The organism is Brucella tritici (assembly GCF_902825325.1).
GTDB lineage: Bacteria > Pseudomonadota > Alphaproteobacteria > Rhizobiales > Rhizobiaceae > Brucella.
Genome location: NZ_CADEAR010000001.1, coordinates 417,973 through 444,292 on the forward strand (window position 1 = coordinate 417,973; position 26,320 = coordinate 444,292).

Sequence of the window (26,320 nt, forward strand, 5' to 3'; positions counted from 1 at the left end):
CCGTCGCCGGATTTTCCGGTCAGGCCGAATAACGTTTGGTGCCATCCATCCACGTTTCGCTGACCTTGATCTTGCCGATCTTCACATCCGGCGTGGTCGGATCTTCTTCCAGAATGGCGAAGTCAGCGAACTTTCCGGTTTCCAGCGAGCCGATCTGGTCTTCCATGTGGCACTGCCAGGCCGCATCAATGGTGACGGCGCGCAGCGCTGCATCCACCGGAATGCGCTCTTCGGGGAAGAACACGTCGCCACCTTCATTCATTACGCGGGTGACGGCATCCTCGACATAACGCAGCGGCTCGATCGGCGTCACGTTCCAGTCGGAATGGAGGGAGATCTTGAGACCCGCCGCCAGCGCCGACGCACATGGATCATAGAAGCGCGCACGCTCCGGTCCCAGAAGACGGTCGCGGAATGCCTTGCCCCACCAGCGCACATGGCCGATCAGGAAAGACGGCGAAACGCCCATATCCTTCATGCGCACCATTTGTTCCGGATGGAAAACGCTGCAATGCTCGATGCGATGACGCAGATCGCTGTTCGAGGTCTTTCCGAGCACGGCCTCGTAGGCATCCAGAACCATATCGATTGCCGCATCGCCATTGGCGTGGACGCCAACCTGCCAGCCGCCTTCATGCGCCCGGCGGATGACATCGGTTACCTGCTCAAGGCTGTAGTTCAACGCGCCACGCGCATCGGTGCCCAGATAATTCTCGCGCTGATAGCCAGTCTGCGCCTGATTGGACCCGTCTGCCCATGCCTTGATGCCGTCGACGCGGAAAAGGTCGTTACCGCGACCGGGCTTGATTCCTTCCTTCTCCCATTCATCCATGATCGTTGACACAAGCATGCCGCGATAACGCACCGGGGCCTTGCCTTCGCCCAGAACCGCATCGAGGATTTTCAGGTCCTGCGCACCAGCCATGATGCCGATGCCGCAATCGTGCAGCATGGTACAGCCGACAGAACTTGCGTGATCCAGAAAACGCTGGACGCGCCCCATCATATCCGCCGCCGTCGGAGACGGCATGGCGCCAAGGAATTCCTGCTGCGCCGCCATTTCCTCCAGACGCCCGGTCAGGTTGCCATTCGCATCCTTCACAAAGCGCGCGCCGGATGGATCAGGTGTCTCGCGGGTGATGCCAGCGGCCTTGAAGGCCGCACTGTTGGCATAGGCAATATGGCCGTTGCTTTCCTGCATGAAGAACGGATTGTTGGGCGCAAGCGCATCCAGTTCGGCAATGGTCGGGATTTTGGCATCGCGGGTGATGCTGGCATCGAACTGCTGCGCGCGCACCCATTCACCCGGCTTGGCATCCGCCACGTCTTTCTGCAACTTCGACCAGACGGTCGCGTAATCCGGTGTCGTGATCGGGCTGACATCGATCCAGTCCTCGAAGGCCGTGAACACGAAATGCATATGCGGATCGATCAAGCCCGGCATCAGGGTCCGGCCCTGAAGATCCACCACCTGCGCGCCGGAACTGACGGCCGACTGAACATCATCCAGCTTGCCGACCGCCAATATCTTGTTACCCCGAGTGGCAATCGCTTCGGCACGCGGTGCCTTGTCGTTCATGGTCAGGATCGTCCCGCCCTTGAAGATGATATCAACTGCGGGTGCTGCAGCCTGCTGCGCAAAGGCCATACCCGGCGACGAACAGGCAAAGGCCGAAGTCGCGGCGGCAGCGCCGAGATATTTGAGAAAATCACGCCTGGAGGCTGTAGACCGCAGGAACGCCACCATACCAGGATTACAGGCTATACACATCCGAATATCCTTCTTTACCGCCGCAGCGAAAAGATCATCGTTCAAACGACAACTAATTTTCTGATCGTCACGATAATGATGCAGTATTACAATTTATTAAACAGAAATTATTCTTCCATTGATTAGGATTTGCTAAAATAAATATTACCAACAAAGAAAAACCACTGACGATAAACATAAACCTGGATATATGTTTTGACGCACGAAACAATCCGACGAAGATCGACGGATTTCATAGAAATGCCCGCAATTTCCTGATGCATTGTCAGCCGCGTTTGGCTTTTTTCCGCGTCTGCTTCGCTTCGTTATGCGCTATGGCGGCATGAACGAGCGCGATGAAGGCATCCTCGTTGACCTCTTCACCCTCACTTATATCCAGCGCGCGGCGCGTATTGCCTTCAAGACTGGAATTAAAGATGCGCGCCGGATCATCCAGCGCTGCGCCATTGGCAAAGGTCAGCTTCACGACCTTCTTGTAGGTCTCGCCGGTGCAGATGATGCCGTCATGCGACCAAACCGGAACGCCGCGCCATTTCCATTCCTCGATCACGGCCGGATCGGCCTTCTTTATCAGCGCACGCATTCTGGCAAGTGTCTCGCCGCGCCAGTCGCCGAGTTCGGCAATCCGCCCATCAATCAGCTTTGAAGCCTCATTATCGTCTGCCATGAAATCCCTCCTCCCAGAGCACGTTTCGATCTGCGCTCTAACCTACATTTTCTCGCCCGGCAGCTGGCTTGCTTGCCTGATCCAGTCTGCGAGCTGCGCTTCATCCACATCGTCCTGCTCGTGAATATGGAAGTAGCGCGTATCCTGGCTCTTGGATTCGACCGGCGGCATCGGCTTCAGCTTTGCGCCGCGAAAGAACGCCACTTTTATATATTTGTCGAAACAATGATAGCTGAGGAACCAGCCCTCTCCCTTCATGCCATAGAAGGGCGAATTCCATTTGACCGCCTTGTGCACATCGGGAACGGTTCGCACGACAAGAGCATCGAGGCGGCGACCTGCTTCGCTTTTCCATCCCGGCATGGCGGCAATATAGGCCTGAACCGGCGTATCCCCTTCACCTTTTGCAATCTGGGGATTGCCGCCCGACAAAAGCACCGGACCGTCAGGTTTTTTATCGGTCATCACGTTTCCTCCACTGATCACCTTCCGCCGGGGCCCCTCGTCGAGGTGACCATAACATCTCAACTGGTTTGCGACCAAGCTTTGGATGACAGGAAAGAACAACTCCCGTTTCGGCCACGCCTCGTGTAAGCAAAGCTGACCACATCAAACAAGCAGATGGCGATGAGACGATTTTTCAACCCTGCGGTACTCGGAACTGCTCTGGCATTTCTATCCCTGAGCCAGATGAATCTTGCGCATGCGGAAGAAAATCTGCCTCGCCTCCTGCCAGAACCCGGCGTGAGCGCGCATATCGAGAGACACAAAGAGGGTTATGTTCTGATCCAGCCCGATGGATCGAATCTCGTTTTGCTGGATTCCGACTGGCTCACCGGGTTGGACGGACCGGTTGGCTTCGAAATCGCCGATTATAATTTCGATGGATACAGCGATTTCGCCTTAAGTGCCCGTGAAGCGGGAAGCCTTGATGTCGGCGTTGCCGTTTATCTCTACAATCCGAAGGTCAAAGCCTTTTCTCTCCTGATAATCGAGGACGAACTTAGCGGGAAACTGAACTGCGGCGAGCTATGGAATGTCGAGCGCATCCCGGAGCGAAAGCTCATCAAAAGCAGTTGCAGTCTGGACGGGCATTATAGCCGGGTAGACATCCTGTCGATCGATCACGACCAGCCGGCGCGGCTTGTGGAACAGTCGCGCCCGGAAGAGCAGATGTCCGGCTGGCCCTACCTGATAAAACCCATGCGCATGGTGATCTATGACCCGCGGGGAAACAGCATTCTCGAAACCCCCATAGCCCCGGATGAAACGGAACAAGGCTGGGAAGTTCCTATTGAAAAGCTGACCCTATACAGCAATCCTGACCAGCAAAGCGCCACAAACGTCTATCTGGGCAAGGACGACAAGGTGCGCAAGCTTGCCTATGCCGGTGATGACTGGATGAAGATCGCCTATCAGGGCAAAGCCGGACCGCTGGAGGGCTGGATATCCCTGAAAGAAGCCTATGATCTTGCGATATGGCAGGTCGAAAACGGACAAAAGCCGCAATCCTTGCAGCTCGGCCTCGCGGATTACAGCGGTGTCGACAAGGATCAGGATTACTACAAACACCTGTTCACACTGACGTTGGCCAATGAAAGTCGCGAAGCCATTGAACTCAACTACGGTGAATTGCACCTGATTTTCACATCTGTGGACGGCCGGCAGACCACACACAAGCTCTATGACCTCTTCAACAAGACGCTTGAACCGGGAATGAGCGAAACGCTCGACGACAACCCCGTGCAAAAGCGAGGCGGACAGTATGTGATTTATCACCCGGTCAACGATGAAGACGCCTATTCGTCATTCTTCCCCGAAGGACTGGCGGTCGGGAAATACAAGATCCGCCCCGTTGTGACTGGCCCCAACCTCAAGACCCCCATTTACGGTCCCGACGAAATCGAGATGGATTACCCGCCCAAGCTACCGGACAGCCTGATCGAGCCGTGAGCCGGCACTTGATCGCGCAAGAGCATCCAGTGCCATACTCATCGGCAGAGCGGGCGCAAACAGGAAGCCCTGCCCGCTGTTGCAGCCGAGTTTACACAGCATATCGCGGTCTTCCTCCGTCTCGATCCCCTCGGCAGTAACCTTGATGCCAAGAGCATCGCCAAGCTCGACCATGGCCCGCACGATATGCTGGTCGCCCTCGGATTCGGCGATACCACGCACAAAAACCTTGTCGATCTTGATCTTGGTGACGAGGCCTTTCTTCAAAGAAGCAAAAGTGGCGAAACCGGTGCCGAAATCGTCAAGCGCGATAGAAATCCCGGCATCCGACAACGCGCCCAGACTGTCATTCATCCCACGCTGATCGAACGGTGCCTCCTCCGTAATTTCGATCTCCAGCATGGATATCGGCAGATCGCGTTTTTCCATCTGGGACAGGATTTCATGCGGGATGCGCCCTCCCGCCAGTTCGCGAGGCGAGAGATTCATGGCGACCGTCAGATCGCTGCGTCCACCTTCGGTGAGCTTGTCGATCATCTCGCAGCAATTGAAAAACACATTATGTGTGAGCTGGCGAACCACTCCCACTTCGCAGGCAACGTCTATGATTTCCGGCGGAGCGATTGTGCCATGCTGCGAATGATCCCAGCGAAGCAGCGCTTCAAACCCGATCATCCGCCCGCTGGAAAGCTCGACCACCGGCTGGAAGTAGGTTTGGATCTGCCCGGTTTCGATTGCGATGCGCAGATCACGCTCGATGCTCTGCTTGCGCTCCCACTCATGCTGAAGGCGTTTCTCGAAAAAGTAATATTCATTGCGGCCACGCTTTTTGGCGGCATAAAGGGCGAAATCAGCCTGCAGCAGCATGTCCACGGGATCGAGACGTTCAAGTCGGCAGATACCGACACAGGCACCAATCTCGACCGACAAAATGCCCTGATAATGCGCCGTCAAACTGCCGATAATGCGCGCGGCCACCAGTCCCGCCTCTATCTTCGCCGTCGGTTCTGGATAAAGAAGCACGAATTCATCGCCGCCAATGCGCGCCAGAACGGATCGTTCCGGTGAAACCTGGCGGATGCGTTGCGCAATGGCGACCAGGAGATCGTCACCCATTTTGTGGCCGTAGGTATCGTTGACGGATTTGAACCCGTCGAGATCGATCAGCATGACAATGAACGGACCGTCCTTCACCGGAAACAAACGGATGGATGTTTCCAAACCACGCCGGTTGAAGAGCCCGGTCAACGGGTCTTCCTGCGACTTGAGCGCCATTTCGTCAGCTGTCTGTTTGGCTTCGTGCTTCAGTCTGCTCGTTTCTATGAACCTGCGCTGCCCGAGCAGCGCGCCGCGCGTAAGCCCGCACCAGAACAGAACGACGGCGACAGCAATCACGCCATATTGCAGGTCGGCCTGCAGAGCCAAGCACACCACAGTCACAACGAGCGGCGGCGTTATGAAATTGATGGCAACGGACGCATAGGATGAACCATAGGTAACTGCGCCCGCGCAGATACCGGCCAGAATGACCAGATACACTGATGACTGCGGATCAGAAAACCCATGGGAAAGAATTGCGACACCGGCCCAGACGAAACCGGCCATGGCACCAAGCAGTTGAAACCGGGTAAGCTGGCGCTGCAGAACCGCGATATTCTCAACTGGCGCAGCCGGGCTCCTATAATAGGCTATGGCATCGATGAAGCGCAGGGTATTGATGATATTGACCAGCGCGAACCAGATAATGGGCATCCAGAAATGCCCCGCAGCAATCTGGACAAGCAAAATGAGCGCGGACAAAATCGTGCTGATGGGCATCGAGAAGCGCGCACCGTCGCAAATCTCCCTGAGCTGGTCCGTAAGTATCTTGTCGGCTATCGGACTTTCCTGCCTGCCATAGGCAGACCTGACCAGTTGAAGCCAATATGCAGTTCTCGACCCCATTTAAACGCCACCACTGGCCAGAGCATGTTCAGCTTTTCCCGATCAGGACGCCCCCCTGTTCCCGATCGAAAAGGAATGACAGCAAACCTGCCCCCAACTGACAAGTATAACATGCATGCAATCTAAAATGCCAATGGTACGGCAGTTCAATCAAGACGATTACTTCGGCGGATAAGGCATACCATCGACATGCCGCCGGAGACACGCGCTCAACAATAGTTATGGATGGACTATCCGCAAACTACTCGGTCGGCTGCTCTTCCGCCGTCAGCAGCAGCTTGTCGATGCGGCGCCCGTCGAGATCGACAATTTCGAACACCCATCCGTGCTTGACGAAGGTTTCGCCTACATCCGGCAGATGCTTCATTTCCTCCAGCGCCAGCCCGGCGACGGTGTTGTATTCCGCGTCGTCGTCAATCGGGAACCGCAGAAACTCGGAGAACTCGTCAATCGGCATCCAGCCCGAGACCAGGTAAGAGCCATCCGCCCGGCGTACAATCGCCTTCTCCTCGACATGATCCTCCTGCATGGCGCCGATGATCGCTTCCATCACATCGCCCGCAGTGATCACACCTTCGAAATGGCCATATTCGTCGTAGACGAGCACCATATGGGTCGGCGTGCCACGGATAGCTTCCACCACGTCCAGCGCATCGGAAAAATCCGAAACGACCGGAACGTCCCGGATAATCTCGCGCAGATTGACGCTACCTTTGGAGGAGAGCTGATTGAAGAAGTCGCGGACTTGCAGAACGCCGATCACTTCGTCGGAATCCTCGCCGCGCACCGGAAGCCGCGACCGGCTTGTATTTTGTAGCTGCTCGCGGATTTCGTCGAAGCTGTCGTCTATATCGACCATATCGACATCCATGCGCGGCGTCATCAACCCGCGCGCCGTCCGGTCGGCCAGGCGCATAACGCCTGCAATCATGCGGGATTCCTCCGTCTCGATCACGCCTGCACTATGCGCTTCAGCGAGGACGGACTTGATTTCTTCATCGGTCACGCCGTCGCTCGACTTGCCCGACTGACCGAGCAGTTTCAGCACCAGACAGCCCGATGTATCGAGAAGCCAGACCAGAGGTGCCGCCAGCCTGGACAAGAGCGTCATCGTCGGCGCGACACGGCTTGCAACCGCTTCCGGTTCACGCAGCGCGATCTGCTTCGGCACCAGTTCGCCGACGATCAGCGACAGATAGGTGATGAGCACGACAACGGAACCGACGCCAAGCGCATCGGCAAGAGCTGGCGATAAACCTTGTCCCAGAAGCCAGCCCGACAGACGCGCACCCAGTGTTGCGCCCGAAAACGCACCTGACAGGATGCCGACAAGGGTGATGCCAATCTGGACGGTGGACAGGAAACGACCGGGATTATCTGCAAGCTCGATGGCCATGCGGGCGCCGCGGCTGCCCTTGTCGGCCATTACCCTCAGTCGTGCCGGGCGGGAGGAAACCACTGCGAGTTCCGACATGGCGAGAACGCCATTGAGGATCGTCAACAGCACGACCGTAATTATTTCAAAGTACAAAACTGCCCCTCGGGATCAGATAATCGGAATATAATGATAGAAAGGAACCGGCCTTCTTTCCAGAGGCGACCACACAAAATACTGCGATACTGTCGGAATTGCAGTAGTTATGTGCTCTCTTCTGACTGGTTTCACCTGCCTTTTCTCTTCCTTCCAGTAAACGATTCACGATGCAGATAAAACGGCATAACCATCCTCTGGTCAGGCCAATTAGGTTCAATAGCCGAAATTCAGTAGGTCTTTCCCGCCACGCTACGGGTTTTTTGCTGCTCGCGCAAAATTGGCTTGACCAGAAACCGGTAGCCTTCTACTTCTTCCATTCATAGGTGATGAAACTTTGCGCGAGGGAGGAAGCGCGATGGGAGGATTGCCGTCAGCGACAGCGCGCGCCGATACCGCGCCGATCTTGCTCAAGCTGGATTCCGTTTCCAAAGAATTTCCGGGCGTCAAAGCCTTGTCGAATGTCAGCTTCGAATTGCGGGCGGGCGAAGTTCATGCCGTCTGCGGCGAAAATGGCGCGGGCAAATCGACCTTGATGAAGATCGTCAGCGGCGTTTATCAGCCGGATGGCGGGACGATCCATTATCGTGACCAGCCTGTCCGCTTTGCCTCGACGCTTGAATCGGAAGCGGCTGGCATCGCCATCATCCATCAGGAACTGAACCTCGTTCCGCATTTGAGCGTTGCCGAGAACATCTATCTCGCCCGCGAGCCGAAACGCGGCTTCTTTGTCGACCGCCGCAAGCTGAAGGAAGATGCACAGCGTTGCCTCGACCGGCTTGGCGTCAAGATTGATCCGTCGGCACAGGTGCTGAACCTGTCGGTCGCCCAATGCCAGATGGTCGAAATCGCCAAGGCGCTCTCGCTCAATGCCTCCGTCCTCATCATGGATGAACCGACCTCTTCGCTGACAGAGCAGGAAGCGCAGCTTCTGTTCAAGGTTATCCGTGAACTGAAAGCGCAAGGCACCGGTATCGTCTATATTTCCCACCGTCTTGATGAAATGGCGGAGATTGTCGACCGCGTCACCATCCTGCGCGACGGGCGCTACGTCTGGACCAAGGACTTTGACGCTGTGACCGTCGATGAAATCGTGGCCGGGATGGTCGGGCGCTCGCTTGATGAAAAGTTTCCGGAACCGACAAGAAAACCAACGGAGGAAGTCATTTTCTCGGTTGCGGGGCTCACACGGAGCGGCGTCTTCGAGAATATCGGCTTTGAACTTCGGCGCGGAGAAATCCTTGGCTTTGCCGGGTTGATGGGCGCTGGGCGTACGGAAGTGGCGCGCGCGATCTTCGGCGCCGATCCACATGATGCCGGAACCATTGTGCTTGAAGGTGAGACACTGTCCATCTCCAGCCCGCGCGACGCCATCGAGGCAGGCATCGCCTATCTGTCGGAAGATCGCAAGGCGCAAGGGCTGGCCGTCAAGATGCCGGTCGATGCCAATCTCACGCTCGCCAATATGGAAGCGGTCAGCAGTTCCTATGGTGTGATCGATTTCGAACGGCAGCGGCAGGCAAGCCAGCGCTACGTCGATCTTCTGAACATCAAGACACCGGGACTGGCCCAGCCCGTTCGTCTGCTGTCGGGCGGCAACCAGCAGAAGATCATCGTCGGCAAATGGCTGTTCCGCGAACCGCGCATCATGTTCTTCGACGAGCCGACGCGGGGCATCGATGTCGGTGCAAAATTTGCGATCTACCAGATCATGGACGAACTCGCCGCAAGGGGCATCGGCATTGTGCTGATCAGCTCGGAACTGCCGGAAATTCTCGGGCTTTCGGACCGCGTGGCGGTCTTTCACGAGGGACGCATCACTGCCGTCCTGAACACGGCTGCGACATCGCAGGAAGAAATCATGACCTATGCTTCCGGTCGGGGCCGGCAGGACAAATGAGGACGCAGTAATGGCCGAAATCACTACGGACAAGCCCCAGCAGACGGCAAAATCCAAGGGGCTCAGCGACCGTCAGAAGGATATCATCCAGAAATTTGCGGCTGTCGGCAGCCTGATCATTCTGGCGGCGATCTTTTCCGTCACCAGCAGCGCCTTCATGACCGTCAACAATGCGATGACCATCGCCTTGCAGGTGACCTCAATCGCGTTTCTCGGCATCGGTGCAACCTATGTCATCATAACCGGCGGCATCGATCTTTCGGTCGGCTCGGTTCTGGCGCTTGCCGGTGTGGTGGCGGCCCTTGCCGTCAAGGACCTTTCGATGCCCATCCCGCTCGCCATGCTGCTCGGCATATTGACGGGATCACTCTGCGGCCTCATCAACGGCGTCGTCATCACAAAACTCAAGCTGCCGCCCTTCATCGCTACGCTCGGCATGATGCTGATTGCGCGCGGTGTGGCGCTTCAGATCACCGGCGCGCGCGCCGTTTCCGGCCTTGGCGAATCCTTCGGCGTGCTGGGAAACGGCTCGCTGTTTCGCATCGAGAGCATCGACGAACAGGGTTTTCCGGTCGTCACCTTTCCCGGCATTCCCTACCCGGTGGTGCTGATGATCGTGATCGCGATTGCGGCAGCACTCGTCTTGAACCGCACCGTGCTTGGCCGCCACATCTATGCCATCGGATCGAATGCCGAGGCTGCACGGCTTTCCGGTGTCAATGTCGCCCGCGTGACGGCCTTCACCTATGTCGTTTCGGGAACACTGGCTGGTCTGACGGGCTGCGTTCTCATGTCCCGCCTCGTGACTGCACAGCCCAATGAAGGCGTCGCCTATGAGCTCGACGCCATTGCGAGCGCGGTTATCGGCGGCACGTCGCTGATCGGCGGCGTCGGCACGATTTCGGGCACGTTCATCGGCTCGTTCGTCATCGGAATCCTGCGGAATGGCCTCAATATGAACGGCATTTCCGCTTTCACACAGCAGATCATCATCGGCCTCGTCATTCTGGGCACAGTATGGATCGACCAGATGCGCAACCGCCGATGAGAGGGGAGACGGGATGCGTCAGGCATTCCGAAAAAGGGTAGAGCCAAGAGCTCGATAACAGGAGGAAAACATGCGTAAACTGGTTTCTGCATTGATGGCTTCGGCCTTTGTGCTTGCGGGAGCGGCAGGCGCTTCGGCGGGCGAAATCGCCGTTATCGTCAAGACCGTGAATTCGACTTTCTGGCAGAACGTTCAGAAGGGTGCCGAAGCTGCGATCAAGGATTCCAAGGATCACACCATGACCTTCCAGGGTCCGGCGGCTGAATCGGCCATCGCCGATCAGGTGAACATGGTGGAAAATGCCGTAAACCGCAAAGTGGATGCAATCCTGCTTGCCCCGTCCGACCCGGACGCGCTGACGCCTGCCGTAAAGAAAGCATGGGAAGCCCGCATTCCGGTCGTCATCATTGACTCGCAGCTCGCCGATGGCAGCGACAAATACTACCAGTCGTTCCTCGCCACCGATAACCGCAAGGCCGGTGAAGCCGCAGCCAAGGCCCTGATCGACAAGGCAGGCACAACCGGCAAGATCGCAGTCATGTCCTATGTTGCAGGCGCTGGCTCGGAAATCGGTCGTGTCGGCGGCTTCGTGGATTACATCAAGGCCAATTCCAAGCTGGAAATCGTCGGCCCCTACTATTCACAGTCGCAGATGGCGACGGCCCTGAACCAGACCACCGACGTTCTGGCGGCCAATGGCGATCTCGTCGGCATCTTCGGCGCCAACGAGCCGACCGCTATCGGCATGGGCCGCGCGATCAAGCAGGCAGGCAAGTCCGGCAAGCTGACCGCCATCGGCTTTGACGGCAATCAGGATCTGCAGGAATTCGTCAAGGACGGCACGCTCAACGCCATCGTCGTTCAGGGTTCCTACCAGATGGGCGAAAAGGGTATCGAAACCCTGCTGAAGGTGCTGAACAAGGAAAAGGTCGAGAAGGTTGTCGATACGGGCGCCGTTGTCGTGACCAAGGACAATATCGACCAGCCGGAAGCCAAGAACGTGCTTTACTAAGCCGGGTCGGCTCATACGTGAGAAAGGGAGGCATAATGCCTCCCTTTTGTTTTTGCACATTATCCAACGCAAAACCGCTTCGCACTTTTGCTGGAAATGCTCTGTTAGCGACCGTTCTGCTCGCGCCAGTTCTGGAACTTGCGCTCGGTCTCTTCCTTCGTGCACGGATAGAGGCCGACAATGGTGGCACCGTTCAGCACCTCTTCCAGCACGAAATCCTCATAGGTTTCCATGCCGATGCATTCGGCTGCAATTTCATCGGCAAGATGAGCCGGAATAACCATCACACCGTCGGCATCGCCGAGCAGCACGTCACCCGGAAACACCGCCGCATCGCCGCAGGCTATCGGCACATTGATATCCACCGCCTCATGCAGCGTCAGATTGGTCGGCGCGGAAGGCTTGGCGCAATAGGCCGGCATATCAAGCTCGCCGATCCCGCTGACGTCGCGAAAGCCACCGTCTGAAACAATGCCCGCCGCGCCGCGCAAGGCAAGCCTTGTCACAAGGATCGATCCGGCCGTCGCCGCACGCGCATCCTTGCGTGCATCCATCACCAGCACCCAACCGGGCGGACATGCCTCTATCGCAACACGCTGCTTATGGTCCGGATTGCGGAAAACCGTTATGGGGTTGCGGTCCTCACGCGCCGGGATGTAGCGCAGCGTGAAGGCCTGACCGACCATATTCTCGCGCTTTCGCGCCACCGGCAGCACGCCCTGAATGAACTGGTTGCGCAGGCCGCGCTTGTAAAGCGCCGTTGCAACGGACGCCGTCGAAACCGTCTTCAGCTTCGCCCGCGTTTCCTCGGAAAGCACATAATCTGACATCGAGGCTGCCTCTCAATAAATGACCGGTTCGTCGACAGGACGGCCGAAATCGGTTTTCAGGAAGTCGAAATCGCAGCCCTTGTCGGCCTGTTCGACATGCTTGGAAAAGACAAAGCCGTAGCCGCGCTCATATTTGGGTGGTGGCGTCTGCCAGGCCGCGCGTCGTGCAGCCAGTTCTTCGTCGGAAACCAGCATGTTGAGACTGCGGGCTGGAATGTCGAGTTCGACTGTGTCACCGGTCTTTAGCAGGGCAAGCGGGCCGCCGATGAAGGATTCCGGCGCGACATGCAGAACACAGGCACCGAAACTGGTTCCCGACATGCGCGCATCCGAAATACGCACCATGTCGCGCAGCCCAAGCTTCAACAGCGCTTTCGGCATGGGGATCATGCCCCATTCCGGCATGCCCGGCCCGCCCTGTGGACCCGCATTGCGCAACACCAGAACCGTGTCCGGCGTCATCGGATAATCGGGGTCGTCGATGATCTTCTTCAGGTCCGGGTAGCTGTCCGCGACAAGCGCCGGGCCTTTGTGGCGATGAAAGCGGGGATCGCAAGCTGCAGGCTTTATCACCGCGCCATCGGGACAGAGATTGCCTTTCAGCACCGCAAGCGAACCCTCATGATAGACCGGATTGGAAAGCGGACGGATCACATCCTCGTTCCAGATGTGAACCTCTTCCAGACCATCGGTCAGCGGCTTGCCGGTCACGGTCACCGCGGAAGGATCAAGCTTGTCGCCAAGCTGCTTCATCAGCGCCCGCAACCCGCCTGCATAATAGAAATCCTCCATCAGATAGGTCGTGCCGGAGGGCCTGATATTGGCGATCACAGGCGTCGTGCGTCCGATACGGTCGAGATCGTCCAGTTCCAGCGGCACGCCCGCCCGGCGCGCCATCGCGATCAGATGGATGATGGCATTTGTCGAACAACCCGTCGCCATTGCGACAGTGACCGCATTGGTGATCGCGGCGGGCGTCATGATCTTTTCCGGTGTCAGGTCTTCCCAGATCATCTCGACGATGCGGCGGCCGCATTGCGTGGACATGCGCTGGTGATTGGCATCTGCAGCCGGAATCGATGATGCACCGGGAAGCGTCAGCCCCATGGCTTCGGCAATCGCGGTCATGGTCGATGCGGTTCCCATGGTCATGCAATGGCCGTAGGACCGGGCGATGCCGCCTTCGATCCCCTGCCATTCCTCCTTGGAAATGGTGCCTGCGCGGCGCTCGTCCCAATATTTGAAGCCATCCGTGCCAGAGCCCAGATATTTACCGGCATAATTGCCGCGCAGCATTGGTCCGGCAGGCAGGAAGATGAACGGCAGTCCCATGCTGACCGCACCCATGACGAGGCCCGGCGTGGTCTTGTCACAGCCGCCCATCAGCACCGCGCCGTCGATCGGATGCGAGCGCAAAAGCTCCTCGGTCTCCATCGCCAGCAGGTTGCGATAGAGCATGGTTGTCGGCTTCACGAAGTTTTCCGACAGCGACAATGCAGGCAGTTCCATCGGGAAGCCGCCGGCTTGCAGGATGCCACGCTTGACCCACTCCACCCGATCCTTGAAATGCATGTGGCAAGGCTGGGCCTCGGACCATGTATTTATGATGGCGATGATCGGACGACCTTCCCAGTCGACCGGGTCATATCCCATCTGCATGGTGCGCGAACGATGGCCGAACGAGCGTTGGTCATCGGGCAGCATCCAGCGCGCCGAGCGCAGGTCACCATAGGTCTTTCTCGTCATTTCCCTACCTTCCCGATCAAAGCGTATTCCAAAGGGCGCGAAACGGCCTTCGGAAAAAATGCAATTCAAAACAAATATTTATGGGGAGATTAGCGACCACGCTACGCTCCCCTCATCCGGGTGACCGGGGCCCCGGCAACAGACGCCTGCGCCAGAAACACACCGCCCGACCGAGGGGCCGCCTCCAGAGCCGCTTCCGGCAACTGGCGATGCGAGGTGATGGCCAGAAGCGTCAGATCAGCCCCGCAAAAACAGGGCATTGTCGGAGCCGGAACCGGTACGGGAACCTTTTCAAGCAGATTGCCCTCGCGGTCGAAGCGATTCAGGACACCCGCAGATACGCCCGCGCTCCAATAAGCGCCCTCGGCATCGCAGGCACCGCCGTCCGGCCTGCCGCTCAGTTCATCGAGATCGCGAATGCGCTTGCGCCCGCTTATGTCACCGGTCTCCAGGTCGAAGTCGTAACGGTCGATCCACGGTCCGCGTGAATCCGTATGAAACATGGTTCCGCCATCTGCCGTCCAGGCGAGACCGTTCGAAATCTCGAAGCCTTCAGCCTTCACGGACGCATTGCCATCGCCGGTCACCCGGTAGAGCCGCGAGATGGCTTCGCGCTCAGGACGGCCATCCATGCTGCCGATCCAGAAGGCACCATCGGGGCCAACCTTGCCGTCGTTGAGGCGGGAGGTGATGGGCTCGTCATAGGCGGACCACAGCGGTTCCTCGCTACCCGTTTCAGGGTCAAACACAACGAGTTGGCGTGAAAGCGCCACCACGAGACGTCCGCTTTCGGTCAATCCAAGGCTCGCCACCTGGCTTGCAAAGGTCCATTCACGAAGCACGCCCCGACCGGTATCTATGGCGGCGTCAATGTCGATTTCATATATGCGGCGCCCATAGATATCGCAGGCGAAAAGTGTTTGCCTGCGGTCATCCCAGACCGGGCTTTCCATCAATTGCCCGCGCAGATCGGCTATGCAGCGAAATGGTCCCATCATTCAGCCTCTGTTTTCCGCCGGATGACATCGGGATGATCGAGCACGAAATCGGAGAGTTCCAGTCCGAGTCCTGCCCCCTCGAACGGATAGATCACGCCGTTCTCGATACGCGGCATCACAGTCACCAGATCGCGATACCAGGACGTGTAATAGGCGCGGACGGATTCCTGATAGATCGCATTCGGAGCATTGAGCGACAGGTGAATGGAAGCCGCAAAAACCACCGGTCCGGTACAGTCATGCGGCGCAATGGGGCGCTGGAATGCTTCGGCCATGGTGGCGATCTTTTTCGCCTCCGAAAGCCCGCCGCACCAGGAAATGTCGAGCATGACATAATCGGACGCATCGGCGCGCAGGACATCGAGAAATTGCGCGCGCGTCGCCATGGTTTCGCTGGCGCAGACCGGAATGCCGGACTGGCGCGCATAAACGGCCAGCGCCTGCGGGTTCATCATCTTTATCGGGTCTTCCGACCAGAAAGGCCGGAAGGCTTTCAATTCGCGTGCGATGGCCAGAGCCGACGTCAGGTCCCACATGGAATGAAACTCGACCATGATTTCCATCCGGTCGCCAACAGCATCGCGTATCTGGCGGAACGGTTCCAGCGCCTTGTCGAGATCGCCAGCATGGATAAAGTTTCCGCCGGATGCGACGGCAAACGGGTCGAAAGGCCAGATTTTCATGGCCGTGATGCCTTCCGACAGAAGGCTTTCAGCAAGTGCGCCTGCATCCCTGTGAAAGGCAAGCTGGTCCTCGTACGGGCCTTCCTTCGCCTCGTCGGCATCACCAATATAACGGCGGGCACCGCTCTTGTTATAAGTGTAACCGGCGCAGGTGTTGTAGGTCCGGATCGACTGCCGAGACAAACCGCCGAGCAACTGGTGGATCGGCTGGCCAGTCACCTTGCCGAATATATCCCACAGCGCGATGTCGATTGCCGAGGCAGCGCGGATTTCCACGCCCGACGACCGAAAGCCGACATAGGGCTCCAGCAGCAGCTTGGAGATACGGTCGATCTCCAGCGGATTTTGGCCAAGGAGCAGCGGCGCAATATCGCTATGGATATAGGCTGCGACCGCATTCGCGCCGCGAAATGTCTCGCCAAGGCCGACAATGCCTTCGTCGGTGTGGACCTGCACCCACACTATGTTGTTGAGGTGCGGAAGCTGCACCGTTTCGATAGCCGTGATCTTCATTCTGTTGTGCCTCAATGCGCGGACGGTTGACGGTTGCGCGCAACAATCTGCGTCGGATTGACGAAGCGCAGTGCCAGAAGCAGCCACACCAGCGAGGTGACCATGTAAATGACCGCCATGGCATCGATGGACTGGACGGAGCGAACCCCGGCTGCGAACACCGAATAATAAAGCGCAACCACGAGCGTCTGCGACGTCGGCCCTGCGGTCAGGAAGGTCAGTTCAAACATCGCGACCGTGCGCACCAGAACCAGAAGCATGGCCGCGAGCACGCCCGGCATCAGCATGGGCAGAAGCACATGAATGAAGAGCTTGAACGTGCCTGCGCCGAACACGCGCGCCGCTGCCTCGACCTTCGGATCGATCTGCTCGATGAAGGGGATCATCACCAGAATGACGAAGGGGACTGTCGGCACGAGATTGGCGAGAACGACGCCCCAGAACGTGCCACCCACGCCGAACTTGTAAAGCACGGTCGCCAGCGGAATGCCGAAGGTTATCGGCGGCACCAGAAGCGGCAGCAGGAAGATGAGAAGCACGAATTTCTTGCCCGGAAAATCCCGGCGCGCCATGGCATAAGCTGCCGTCACCCCCAGGATACCGGACAGGATCACCACGGCAAAGACGACCTGAAAAGTGACCAGAAGCACCTGATCAAGCTGGAATTCAGCCCAGGCCGCCGCATACCAGCGCGTGGTAAACGCATCCGGCAGCCATGTGCCGAGCCAGCGCGTGCCGAAACTCGAAACCACCACGGCCGTAATGACCGCCAGAACATTCAGCACGAAGAACCCGGTCACAAGCCAGACGAGTGTGATCCAGAGCTTGGAAAGGATGGAAGTATCGCGGATCATGACCTATCCCTTTCCGCCAGCGGTGGAACCGCGATAGAAGAGCGAACGTACGCCCAGAAGCGCACCAACCACGAGCAATTGCACCGCTGCCATGATCATGGCGATGGATGAAGCCATGGAGTCGTCATATTGCTCGAAGGCCGCCTGTGCTGCGGCAATCGAGATCACGCGCGTCGGCCCCGAAGGCGCGCCCAACAGGACCGCGGACGGAAACACGGCAAAGGCCTGCACGAAGGTGAGGCAGGCCGCGACGACCAGTCCCGGCACCAGCAGGGGCAGCATGACATGGCGGAAGCGCTGCCAGCTATTGGCGCCGTGGGTGGCGGCGGCGCGTTCAAGCGCCGGATCGATGCCGGTTATGTAGGAAAGCGTCAGCAGGAAGGTGAACGGAAACACCGTGATGACCAGCGACGCAAAGACACCCCAGTAATTGTTGGTGAGTTTCAACGGGCTATCGATCAGGCCGATGGTGATCAGCGTGCGGCTGAACCACCCCTGCGGCCCCAAGTAATTCAGCAGACCTTCCGCGATCAAAACAGTACCAAGCGTTACCGGCAGAACGAGGATCGTCGTCAGCATGCGCTGGCGCGGCATCAGGCGCACGCGCATGGCTATGGGAACCGCGAAAAGCACACTGATGATGGTGACGGGAACCGCCAGCCACAGCGTCGCGCCGATGGTCTTGTAGAGATAGGGATCGGAGAAGAACTTGCGATAATTGGCCAGCGCCCCGCCGCCATCAAGCGGATTGAACGACAGAACCAGCCCGTAAAGAAACGGATAGATGAAGACGCCCACCACAAAAAGCAGCGCGGGCAGGATCAGAAGGGTAACGCCGTCAAAGCCGCGATTGGCGAGGCGTTGTCGCAAACCGGGCCGCAAGCCGGACTTGAGCGGCGCATCTGCATAGGTTTCTACCGCCATTGTTCAGCCCTCCGCCGGGAAAACCAGCGCATGGCCAGCATCAATGCCGAGCACGATACGGCTGCCGGGCTCCACGCCCTGCGGCCCGTGAAAGATCAGCTCCATCCCTGTTTCGGTGCGGGCCGTGCCGACATATTCGCGCCCACGATATTCGATGGTCTCGACGGTCGCCTGCAAATCGTTGCGGTGGCCAGAACCCGACACGACATCATCGCCACGCGCCATCAGCACGGCATCGTCGCCCGGCTTGAGTTCATCCATCGCACGGCCAGCGAGTTCGCTTCCCGCGACTGAAATAATGGCCTGCCCGTTCTCGATACGCACAATCTTGCCCGGCAGGGCGTTGCGGAAACCCATGAAGGCGGCGACATCGCGATAGCGCGGCTCTTCATAAAGTTCGTGGGGCTTGCCGACCTGACGGATTTCCCCGTCGCGCAGAACCACGATTCGATCGGCGAGCGACAGGGCTTCGTCCTGATCGTGGGTCACATAGATCGTCGTGGAGCCGAGCTGGTTATGAATGCGGCGGATTTCAGCCCGCATCTCAAGGCGTAGCTTGGCGTCGAGATTGGAAAGCGGCTCATCCATGAGAACCACAGGCGGCTCGATGACGATGGCGCGGGCAATCGCCACGCGCTGCTGCTGGCCACCGGAAAGCTGTCCGGGCAACTTATCTTCCTGTCCCTGAAGCCGCACCAGAGCCAATGCGGCCCGCGCACGTTTTTCGATCTCGCTTTTTGCCAGACCGCGCATCTTGAGGCCAAAACCGACATTCTGCAGAACATTCATATGCGGAAACAGCGCATAATTCTGGAAGACCATGCCGAAACCGCGATCTTCCGGCTTCAGCTGGTCCACGCGACGATTATCGATAAAGATACCACCAGCCGTCGTACCAAGAAGACCGGCAATGCAATTGAGAGCCGTCGATTTTCCGCAGCCGGAAGGGCCGAGAAGCGCGATGAACTCGCCTTTCCGGATGGTGAGGTTGATTTCCCTCAGCGCGTTGAAAGTTCCGAATGATCGGCTCATCCGGTCTAGCCGGAGTTCTTGAAAGGACATTGACGCAAACACCATGATTTAGAATTGGCGACCATCAGCGGCCAATGGCGAGCCGTTCACGGCTCGCCACCCACCCGGCCTTGGTCAATCAGCCAGCGGCGACGTCTTCGTCCCAGCGACGGAATGCGGCGACCAGCGCCTCCGGTTCGAGCGGCAGCTCAATCGGATTGTTGGCAATCCAGTCGGCATATTCCGGACGGCCGAACTCAGCGATGATGTTCTGGCTTTCCTTCGGCGCCATTTCGATGGTGACATCCTTCACCGCAGGGCCCGGATAGAAATAGCCGGCATCGTAGGAATAGGCCTGCTGGTCGGGCTTGAGCGAGAATTTGATGAACTCCATCAGCACCGCGATCTTTTCCTCGGACACGCCCTTGGGAATGGCGAAATAATGCGCATCGCAAACCCAGTGGAAGCCTTCCAGCTTGCTGACGCCCATCTCCTTCGGCACCACGCCGAGCGCACGCGGATTGATGTCCCAACCGGTGGTCGTCACCGTCATGTCGCGCGTGCCTTCGCCCAGTTCCTTCATGAGCGCGCCCGTGCCTGCCGGGTAATATTCGATATTCTTGTGCAGTTCCTTCAGATAGGCCCAGGTCTTGTCCCAGCCCTTGACCGGGTCTTTCGGATCGCTGTCCCCCAGAAGATAGGGAAGCCCCATCAGGAAGGTGCGTCCCGGACCGGAATTGGCCGGGCGGGCATAGATGAACTTGTTCGGATTTTCCTTCGTCCAGGCCAGCAGTTCTTCAGCGGTCTTGGGCGGCGTCTTCACCTTGTCGGGGTGAAATTCAAGCAAGGGGCCAGATGGATAATAGGACACCACGACGCCCTTGCCCTTCGACATTTCCTGCATGCGCCATGCGGGTTCCAGATAGATATCCTGAAGTTTCGGCAGACCATTATCTGGCAGCGCAATAATGTCGGTCCATATATCGTCGGCAAGTCCGGCGGAAAGCGCATCCGGCCCGACGATCACCATATCGATATCGATCCGATTGGCGCGCTGCTGCGCTTTGATCTTCCCCGGCAGCTCGGGTGCCGGTGCCTTATTGAAGGTGAAGCGCGAGACAAGCGCCTTTTGCTCAGCTGCGAAATTATCGAAGATCGGCTGGGTCAAAGCCAGATTGCCTGCGGCATCGATGACGTTGAGCGCCACCGGTGAAGACGGCAGTTTCGCCGACTGTGCCCACACACCTTTCGGCAGCATGATACCCATGCCGGTCGCAATCCCGGCCCCCGCCATGAATGTGCGGCGTGAAATTCCTTTACTCATGTTCTCCTCCACTTTTTGGTTTTCCGGTGCGCCCCTCTTCTCCCTGTCAGGACGCCCAGGTTTCATTTGTCAGACAATGCCATCGCTCTCCCAGCCCGAGACGATTTTCTGGAGCGTCTCGCGGTCATTCGTTTCAAGCTGCGGCAATCCGGGAAGTCGTACTTTGCCGACCCCAAACCCCTGAATTTGCAATGCTTCCTTAACAACGGTCACATTAGCGCCGTTGCGGTATTTGGTGCGCATGGTCTCGAAATCGGCGATGCTCTCGACCACTGCCCGCGCTTTTGCGAAATCTCCTGCCTCCAGCGCATTCCAGACAGCAAGCGAGCGTTTCGGTGCGACGTTGACGAGGCCCGAGGTGAACCCGCGCCCACCAAGGGCATAGAATGGCAACGCCCAGCTTTCCGCCAGACCGCATATCCAGGTCGCGTCCATGCCCTTTGTCGCCCGGCAGCACTCGAAGAAAAGCATCGTGTTCTGCGACGCGAACTTGACACCCGCGACCTTCGGATGGGTGGCAAGGCGCACCATCTCATCGAGCGGGATCAGGTCCGACCGGATATAGGCGACGATGGGCAGGTCGATGGCTTCGGCAATTGCGATGAAATAGTCCACCTGCGCATGGGGCGCAGCGAAGGGATCGAGCGGATGATGGATCATCACGCCATCGGCTCCGGCTTTGCCTGCCGCCTGCGCGACCTTGATCGCCTCGCGCACAGAACGCCCGGCGGCAGCCGTTACAGCGGCTTTTCCATCGACCGCCGCAATGGCAATCGCCTGCACGCGAATAACTTCTTCCTCGGTGAGGCTGTAGAATTCGCCGGTATTCCCGCCAGTGACGATATTATGAACACCCGCTTCGGCGATGCGCCCGACAATTTTACCCGTCAGTCCGGCATCGATCTCCCCCTTTGCGTCATAGGCAGTCGCATGGACGCCGGAAATGCCCCGAAGGACCCGGCGGTAGCCAGCTAAATCCATTATTACCTCCCAATATACCGGTCAGAAGACCAGTTCGATATGCGTATCTCCCGCTTTCACGATATGCTCGCGCATCAGGCGCTCGGCCAGATCGCCGTTGCGCGCCGTGATTGCCTGCATGATTGCTTCATGCTCATTGAATGACTGGCGACGCACATCCTCGCGTGACAGGACAGTCACCCTTGCGGCGTGGTCGTACATGCGCTGCGCATTCTGCAACCGGCGCAGATATTCGCATCCCGATGCCTCATGGATGCCGTCGTGGAACTTCTCGTTCAGTTCGATCAGCAGATCGACACTGCCCGCCTCGACCGCCGCCCGCATTTCCTCGATCACTGCGCGAAGAAAGCCGAACGCCTCCTCGTCGCCGTGCTTGGCCGCCTGCCGCGCAATGATGCTTTCCAGCGCTGCGCGAGCGAGTGTCATCTCTTCAGCCTGTCGTGCATTGAACGATACGAACGTTCCGCGACGCGCCTCCGTTCTGACCAGCCCCTCCCCTTCCAACTGGCGCAGAGCCTCTTTCAAAGGGCTCGTGCTGATACCGAGATCGGATGCCAATTGTCTTTCGTTCAGCTTTTCACCGGACTTGATCCGACCGGAAATAATCGCCTCCCGCAGATTGTCATGCACATGGTCTCTGAGGCTCTTCACCTTGATCGGAGAAAGGGGGGAAACATTATCGCCCAAGGCAACACCTGTTTGTCACGGAATTAACACGACGATCCTGAAACAGCGAATCTGATATGTCAATATCTGATACATCAGATATCAAATGAATTTCTCCACCAATTGACAGACAACAAAAAAAGACGGCCAAAGGCCGCCTTTACTAAGCGTATCTGATATGAAATCGGCCTATTCCGCCGCTGAATAATGCCCCTGATCCAGACTGGCCTGTGCAATATGAAGGCGCTTGTAGCGTCCGTCCTTCATGGCCAGAAGCTCGGCATGACTGCCCTGTTCGGCAATTCGCCCGCCTTCCACCACCAGAATGCGGTCGGCATTGACGATGGTTGCAAGACGATGCGCGATCACCAGCGTCGTGCGGCCATGTGAAAGCTCCGCGAGCGATTGCTGAATGGCGCGTTCGGTTTCAGTATCGAGCGCGGAAGTCGCTTCATCGAGGATCAGGATAGGCGGGTTTTTCAGGAAGATGCGTGCAATGGCCATGCGCTGCTTCTGCCCGCCGGAAAGCTTCACGCCGCGCTCGCCAATGACGGTATCGTAGCCTTCCGGCAGATTGGCGATCACGCCATCAAGCCTTGCACGGCGCGCAGCCTCGACGATTTCCGCGTCGGTCGCATCAAGACGGCCATAGGCGATGTTTTCGCGGATCGTTCCGGCAAACAGGAATACATCCTGACTGACAATACCGATATTCGACCGCAGGGACTTCAACGTCATATCGCGAATGTCGATGCCGTCGGCAAGGATTGCGCCCTGCGTCACATCATAAAAGCGCGGCAGCAGCGAGCAGATCGTCGTCTTGCCCGCACCGGAAGGACCAACGAAGGCAATCGTTTCACCAGCATGAATGGAAATGTCGAGACCATCGACAATGGGGCGCTCGGCGCTATAGCCGAAGCTCACATCGCGATATTCAATGTCGCCGGTCAGACGGGCAACGGTCTGCGCATCGAAGCGGTCGGCGATATCCGGTCGTGTATCGAGAAACTCCGTATAACGCTGAAAACCGGCAATCCCCTTGGGATAGGTTTCGATGACCGAATTGATCTTTTCAATCGGGCGGAAGAACACATTGACCAGCAGCAAGAAACCGACAAACCCGCCAGCCGTCAGTTCGCCGCGCACCACGAACCATGCACCTGCCAGCATCACCACGACCTGCACGAAGCGCATCGACAGATAGGACAGCGACATCGACGCCGCCATGATCTTATAGGCAGCAAGCTTGGTGGTCAGATATTTGTCGTTGCTCTCCGCGAAAAGCTGGCGTTCGTGATCTTCATTCGTAAAGGCCTGAACGACGCGGATTCCGCCGACATTCTCCTCGATACGGGCATTGAAATCGCCAACACGCCTGTAAAGCGCATGCCAGGTGTGCGTCATGCGCCCGCCGTAGCGGGTGGTAACATAGGCCGACAGCGGAACGATGAACGCAGTGATCAGCGCCAAAGGTTCATGCACCCACAGCATCAAGATGAACGCGCCGATCAGGGTCATGATCGCAATGAAGACATCTTCCGGCCCGTGATGCGCCACTTCGCCGATCTCTTCCAGATCCTTGGTCAGCCGCGCCACAAGATGGCCGGTCTTCTGATTGTCGAAGAAGCCAAAGGAGAGTTTCTGCAGGTGATCGAAGGCCTTGCGGCGCATCTCGGTCTCGATCTTGATGCCGAGCATATGCCCCCAATAGGTCACGATGACCTGCAGGAAGGCATTGACGACATAAATCGCAAGCAGGCCGACCGCAGCAATGGCGATCACACCAAGCTGACCGGTCGGCAACAACTTGTCGATGAAAAGCGTAACGGCAACCGGAAAAGCAAGCTCAAGCAGGCCAGAGGCCACCGCGCTGGTAAAATCCAGCGCGAACAGCCCACGATGCGGACGATAATATCCGGCAAAGCGTTTCAGCAATCCAGCCATGGCGCGGCTCCCTCAAGGTCGTTCAAAGGGTGCCTAACTCATTCAACTCCCTATTAAAAGGGTAATTTGACCAAAGAGTTCAAGATTTGATTGCTTCTGTTGCCATCCGGCTTAGGACGCGGTCGTGGAAAATCATTCCCAAAACCATCATCGCAACAAACAGCCAGACCTGCGGCAGTGCCATGGAAAGTGCAGACACGACAGGGCCGGGACAGAAGCCTGCCAGCCCCCAGCCCGCGCCGAAGATGGCAGAGCCGACAATCAGCCGCCGGTCGATTTCGGTCTTTTCCGGCAGATGGAAAGACTGGTCCAGCACGGGCCGCGCCATGCGCCGCTGCAGCATCGCGCCGGGGATAGCCACCAGTAGAGCGCCGCCCAGCACGAAGGCAAGGCTCGGGTCCCAGTGGCCGCTGGTAACATTCAGGAAGCCCGTCACGCGCGACGGATCGATCATGCCTGACAGGGACAGGCCGAAACCGAAAATTGCGCCCGCAAGCAGCGTCATGACCAGACGCGCATAGGCCGACTCTTTCATAGCAATGCTCCTGAAATGCTGGCCACCAGAATGCCGGTTAAGAGAAAGGTGAGCGTTGCGGCTATCGAACGCTTGGAAAACCGCGCCATACCAAGAATGCCGTGGCCGGATGTGCAACCCGACCCCATCCGGGTTCCGATACCGACCAGAAGTCCTGCAACAACGATAACAGGCCAGGACATGGCCATCGTGACCGGTGGAAAGGAACCATAGATTGCAGCATAGATGACCGGCCCCAGAACGAGGCCGACAACGAAGATCGCATTGGCCGATACCTGCTTGCCACCCAGAAGCCGCCCGACGATGCCGCTGATACCGGCGATGCGTCCATTGAACACGAGAAGCAGGACTGCGGAAAGGCCGAGCAGCATACCACCCGCCAGCGATTGTAGATAAGTTGCGATCACGACCGGGCCTCCGGCGCACAGAAGATACCGTAGAGTGCCTCGATCAGCTGCGCCGCCTTGGCTTCCGTCAACCGGTAGAAAATCTGTTTCGCTTCGCGACGGGTTTCGACGATACCCGCTTCCCGTAGCACGCCCAGTTGCTGTGACAGCGTCGGCTGGTGAATGCCGAGCACGCCTTCAAGCTCGCCGACCGAATATTCCCGCTCTGCAAGGGTGCAGGCCAGCATAAGCCGCGCCGGGTGCGACAGCGTCTTGAGGAGTTCGGCAACTTCGGTTGCCCGCCCCTCCATTTCTGTGCGCGTCATCTTGTCTTCATGAGCGGGTGCGCCGCCCGAATTCGAATCCATCATGACACCTCATTACCAATATACAATTAAATATAATATATATTGATTTTTTCAAGAGGGCCCGAATAAAAATACCGCCGCTCAAAATCGAGCGGCGGCTTTAAATTAAATTCCGAGTAGCGACTGCACTGCGGCCAGTTCCGTCTGGCGCAATTCATGCCCGCCCGGATGCCAGACCAGCTCGACATCGGCTCTCTGGCGCTCGAAATAATGTGCAAGCGCTTCTGTCTGATCCGGAGGACAGATCGGGTCCATCCGCCCGGCGGTCATCAGAATTTTCGCGCCTTCAAGCGCCGGATTATCCTTCGGACTGAACGGCACCAGTGGATGCAGAAGTGCTGCCTTGTCGAACACGCTGCCTTTCTCGATCAGCAGGTTCGCCATGATATTGGCGCCGTTGGAATAACCAAGCCCGATCACTTCGGATGGCTTGTATTCAGCCACAAGGCCAGAAATGAAACCCGCCATCTTGTCGGTGGCGCGGGCAAGGTCTTCCATATCGTAAACGCCCTCGCCTGTGCGGCGGAAGAAGCGTGCAGCTCCATATTCGGAAACGTCGCCGCGTGGCGACACGACGGTCGCTTCCGGCAAAAGCTGTTCCGCCAGACCGAAAAACTGGTTCTCATCGCCGCCCGTACCGTGAAACACGATGAAGAGCGGCGCTCCGTTCGCACCGGCCTTCAGCCGGTGCTCATAGGTTTGGATGGTCATGTTCGATCTCCTGTCCCGAC

The 26,320-nt window shown here is 57.8% G+C and carries 24 protein-coding genes; 4 read left to right on the forward strand and 20 right to left on the reverse strand.

Annotated elements, in window-relative coordinates:
- Positions 1 to 19 precede the first annotated feature (19 nt).
- The 3 genes from HWX93_RS01855 to HWX93_RS01865 form a co-directional block, all read right to left on the reverse strand.
- Positions 20 to 1,771 (reverse strand): amidohydrolase, encoded by a 1,752-nt coding sequence (locus tag HWX93_RS01855; RefSeq protein WP_176036286.1) that lies wholly within the window; start codon positions 1,769 to 1,771, stop codon positions 20 to 22.
- 265 nt (positions 1,772 to 2,036) lie between these two features.
- The gene (locus HWX93_RS01860) at positions 2,037 to 2,438 is read right to left on the reverse strand and encodes a DUF1801 domain-containing protein (protein WP_176036287.1); all 402 of its coding nucleotides are present in this window, start codon (positions 2,436 to 2,438) and stop codon (positions 2,037 to 2,039) included.
- Between the two features lie 42 nt (positions 2,439 to 2,480).
- Positions 2,481 to 2,903, reverse strand: a complete 423-nt coding sequence (locus HWX93_RS01865) for a DUF1801 domain-containing protein (protein WP_176036288.1) — start codon at positions 2,901 to 2,903, stop codon at positions 2,481 to 2,483.
- Positions 2,904 to 3,065: 162 nt separating this feature from the next.
- Here HWX93_RS01865 and HWX93_RS01870 point away from each other — a divergent pair, with 162 nt between their 5' ends.
- Positions 3,066 to 4,391, forward strand: a complete 1,326-nt coding sequence (locus tag HWX93_RS01870) for a hypothetical protein (RefSeq protein WP_235969045.1) — start codon at positions 3,066 to 3,068, stop codon at positions 4,389 to 4,391.
- Here HWX93_RS01870 and HWX93_RS01875 read toward each other — a convergent pair.
- Complete coding sequence (locus HWX93_RS01875) at positions 4,365 to 6,335, reverse strand: putative bifunctional diguanylate cyclase/phosphodiesterase (RefSeq protein WP_176036290.1); 1,971 nt, start codon at positions 6,333 to 6,335, stop codon at positions 4,365 to 4,367. The two genes, HWX93_RS01870 and HWX93_RS01875, sit on opposite strands and share 27 nt — an antisense overlap.
- Before the next feature lie 241 nt (positions 6,336 to 6,576).
- Positions 6,577 to 7,866, reverse strand: coding sequence for a hemolysin family protein (locus HWX93_RS01880; RefSeq protein WP_176036291.1), 1,290 nt, complete (start codon positions 7,864 to 7,866; stop codon positions 6,577 to 6,579).
- 358 nt (positions 7,867 to 8,224) lie between these two features.
- On the opposite strand from HWX93_RS01880, the gene HWX93_RS01885 reads away from it, so the two are divergent.
- The 3 genes from HWX93_RS01885 (at position 8,225) to HWX93_RS01895 (ending at position 11,826) form a co-directional block, all read left to right on the forward strand.
- Complete coding sequence (locus tag HWX93_RS01885; RefSeq protein WP_176036292.1) at positions 8,225 to 9,766, forward strand: sugar ABC transporter ATP-binding protein; 1,542 nt, start codon at positions 8,225 to 8,227, stop codon at positions 9,764 to 9,766.
- A 10-nt stretch (positions 9,767 to 9,776) separates the two neighbouring features.
- Complete coding sequence (locus HWX93_RS01890; RefSeq protein ID WP_176036293.1) at positions 9,777 to 10,814, forward strand: ABC transporter permease; 1,038 nt, start codon at positions 9,777 to 9,779, stop codon at positions 10,812 to 10,814.
- Between the two features lie 70 nt (positions 10,815 to 10,884).
- On the forward strand, positions 10,885 to 11,826 hold the full coding sequence (locus HWX93_RS01895; protein ID WP_109987463.1) for an ABC transporter substrate-binding protein: 942 nt from the start codon (positions 10,885 to 10,887) through the stop codon (positions 11,824 to 11,826).
- A gap of 104 nt (positions 11,827 to 11,930) precedes the next feature.
- Here HWX93_RS01895 and HWX93_RS01900 read toward each other — a convergent pair whose 3' ends face one another.
- The 15 genes from HWX93_RS01900 to HWX93_RS01970 form a co-directional block, all read right to left on the reverse strand.
- Positions 11,931 to 12,656 (reverse strand): ribonuclease activity regulator RraA, encoded by a 726-nt coding sequence (locus HWX93_RS01900; protein WP_176036294.1) that lies wholly within the window; start codon positions 12,654 to 12,656, stop codon positions 11,931 to 11,933.
- A 12-nt stretch (positions 12,657 to 12,668) separates the two neighbouring features.
- Positions 12,669 to 14,402, reverse strand: coding sequence for an L-arabinonate dehydratase (gene araD, locus HWX93_RS01905; protein WP_176036295.1), 1,734 nt, complete (start codon positions 14,400 to 14,402; stop codon positions 12,669 to 12,671).
- 101 nt (positions 14,403 to 14,503) lie between these two features.
- Positions 14,504 to 15,400, reverse strand: a complete 897-nt coding sequence (locus HWX93_RS01910) for an SMP-30/gluconolactonase/LRE family protein (RefSeq protein WP_176036296.1) — start codon at positions 15,398 to 15,400, stop codon at positions 14,504 to 14,506.
- Entirely contained in the window at positions 15,397 to 16,596 is a 1,200-nt protein-coding gene (locus HWX93_RS01915; RefSeq protein WP_176036297.1) for a mandelate racemase/muconate lactonizing enzyme family protein, read from the reverse strand. The genes HWX93_RS01910 and HWX93_RS01915 overlap by 4 nt, the downstream gene beginning before the upstream one ends.
- A gap of 11 nt (positions 16,597 to 16,607) precedes the next feature.
- On the reverse strand, positions 16,608 to 17,450 hold the full coding sequence (locus HWX93_RS01920; RefSeq protein WP_176036298.1) for an ABC transporter permease: 843 nt from the start codon (positions 17,448 to 17,450) through the stop codon (positions 16,608 to 16,610).
- A gap of 3 nt (positions 17,451 to 17,453) precedes the next feature.
- The gene (locus HWX93_RS01925) at positions 17,454 to 18,374 is read right to left on the reverse strand and encodes an ABC transporter permease (protein ID WP_176036299.1); all 921 of its coding nucleotides are present in this window, start codon (positions 18,372 to 18,374) and stop codon (positions 17,454 to 17,456) included.
- Between the two features lie 3 nt (positions 18,375 to 18,377).
- Entirely contained in the window at positions 18,378 to 19,451 is a 1,074-nt protein-coding gene (locus tag HWX93_RS01930) for an ABC transporter ATP-binding protein (protein ID WP_176036300.1), read from the reverse strand.
- Positions 19,452 to 19,524: 73 nt separating this feature from the next.
- Positions 19,525 to 20,679: an extracellular solute-binding protein gene (locus HWX93_RS01935; RefSeq protein ID WP_235969055.1), complete on the reverse strand. Its 1,155-nt coding sequence runs from the start codon at positions 20,677 to 20,679 to the stop codon at positions 19,525 to 19,527.
- A gap of 99 nt (positions 20,680 to 20,778) precedes the next feature.
- On the reverse strand, positions 20,779 to 21,690 hold the full coding sequence (locus tag HWX93_RS01940; protein ID WP_176036302.1) for a dihydrodipicolinate synthase family protein: 912 nt from the start codon (positions 21,688 to 21,690) through the stop codon (positions 20,779 to 20,781).
- 21 nt (positions 21,691 to 21,711) lie between these two features.
- A complete protein-coding gene (locus HWX93_RS01945) occupies positions 21,712 to 22,320 on the reverse strand; it encodes a GntR family transcriptional regulator (protein WP_176036363.1) in 609 nt (202 codons plus the stop codon).
- 225 nt (positions 22,321 to 22,545) lie between these two features.
- Positions 22,546 to 24,300, reverse strand: coding sequence for an ABC transporter ATP-binding protein (locus HWX93_RS01950; protein ID WP_176036303.1), 1,755 nt, complete (start codon positions 24,298 to 24,300; stop codon positions 22,546 to 22,548).
- A gap of 79 nt (positions 24,301 to 24,379) precedes the next feature.
- On the reverse strand, positions 24,380 to 24,835 hold the full coding sequence (locus HWX93_RS01955) for a YeeE/YedE family protein (RefSeq protein ID WP_176036304.1): 456 nt from the start codon (positions 24,833 to 24,835) through the stop codon (positions 24,380 to 24,382).
- Positions 24,832 to 25,242: a YeeE/YedE family protein gene (locus tag HWX93_RS01960; protein ID WP_176036305.1), complete on the reverse strand. Its 411-nt coding sequence runs from the start codon at positions 25,240 to 25,242 to the stop codon at positions 24,832 to 24,834. The genes HWX93_RS01955 and HWX93_RS01960 overlap by 4 nt, the downstream gene beginning before the upstream one ends.
- Positions 25,239 to 25,589 (reverse strand): sulfite-sensing transcriptional repressor BigR, encoded by a 351-nt coding sequence (gene bigR / locus HWX93_RS01965; protein WP_176036364.1) that lies wholly within the window; start codon positions 25,587 to 25,589, stop codon positions 25,239 to 25,241. The genes HWX93_RS01960 and bigR overlap by 4 nt, the downstream gene beginning before the upstream one ends.
- Before the next feature lie 105 nt (positions 25,590 to 25,694).
- A complete protein-coding gene (locus HWX93_RS01970; RefSeq protein WP_176036306.1) occupies positions 25,695 to 26,300 on the reverse strand; it encodes an alpha/beta hydrolase in 606 nt (201 codons plus the stop codon).
- Between the last annotated feature and the right edge of the window lie 20 nt (positions 26,301 to 26,320).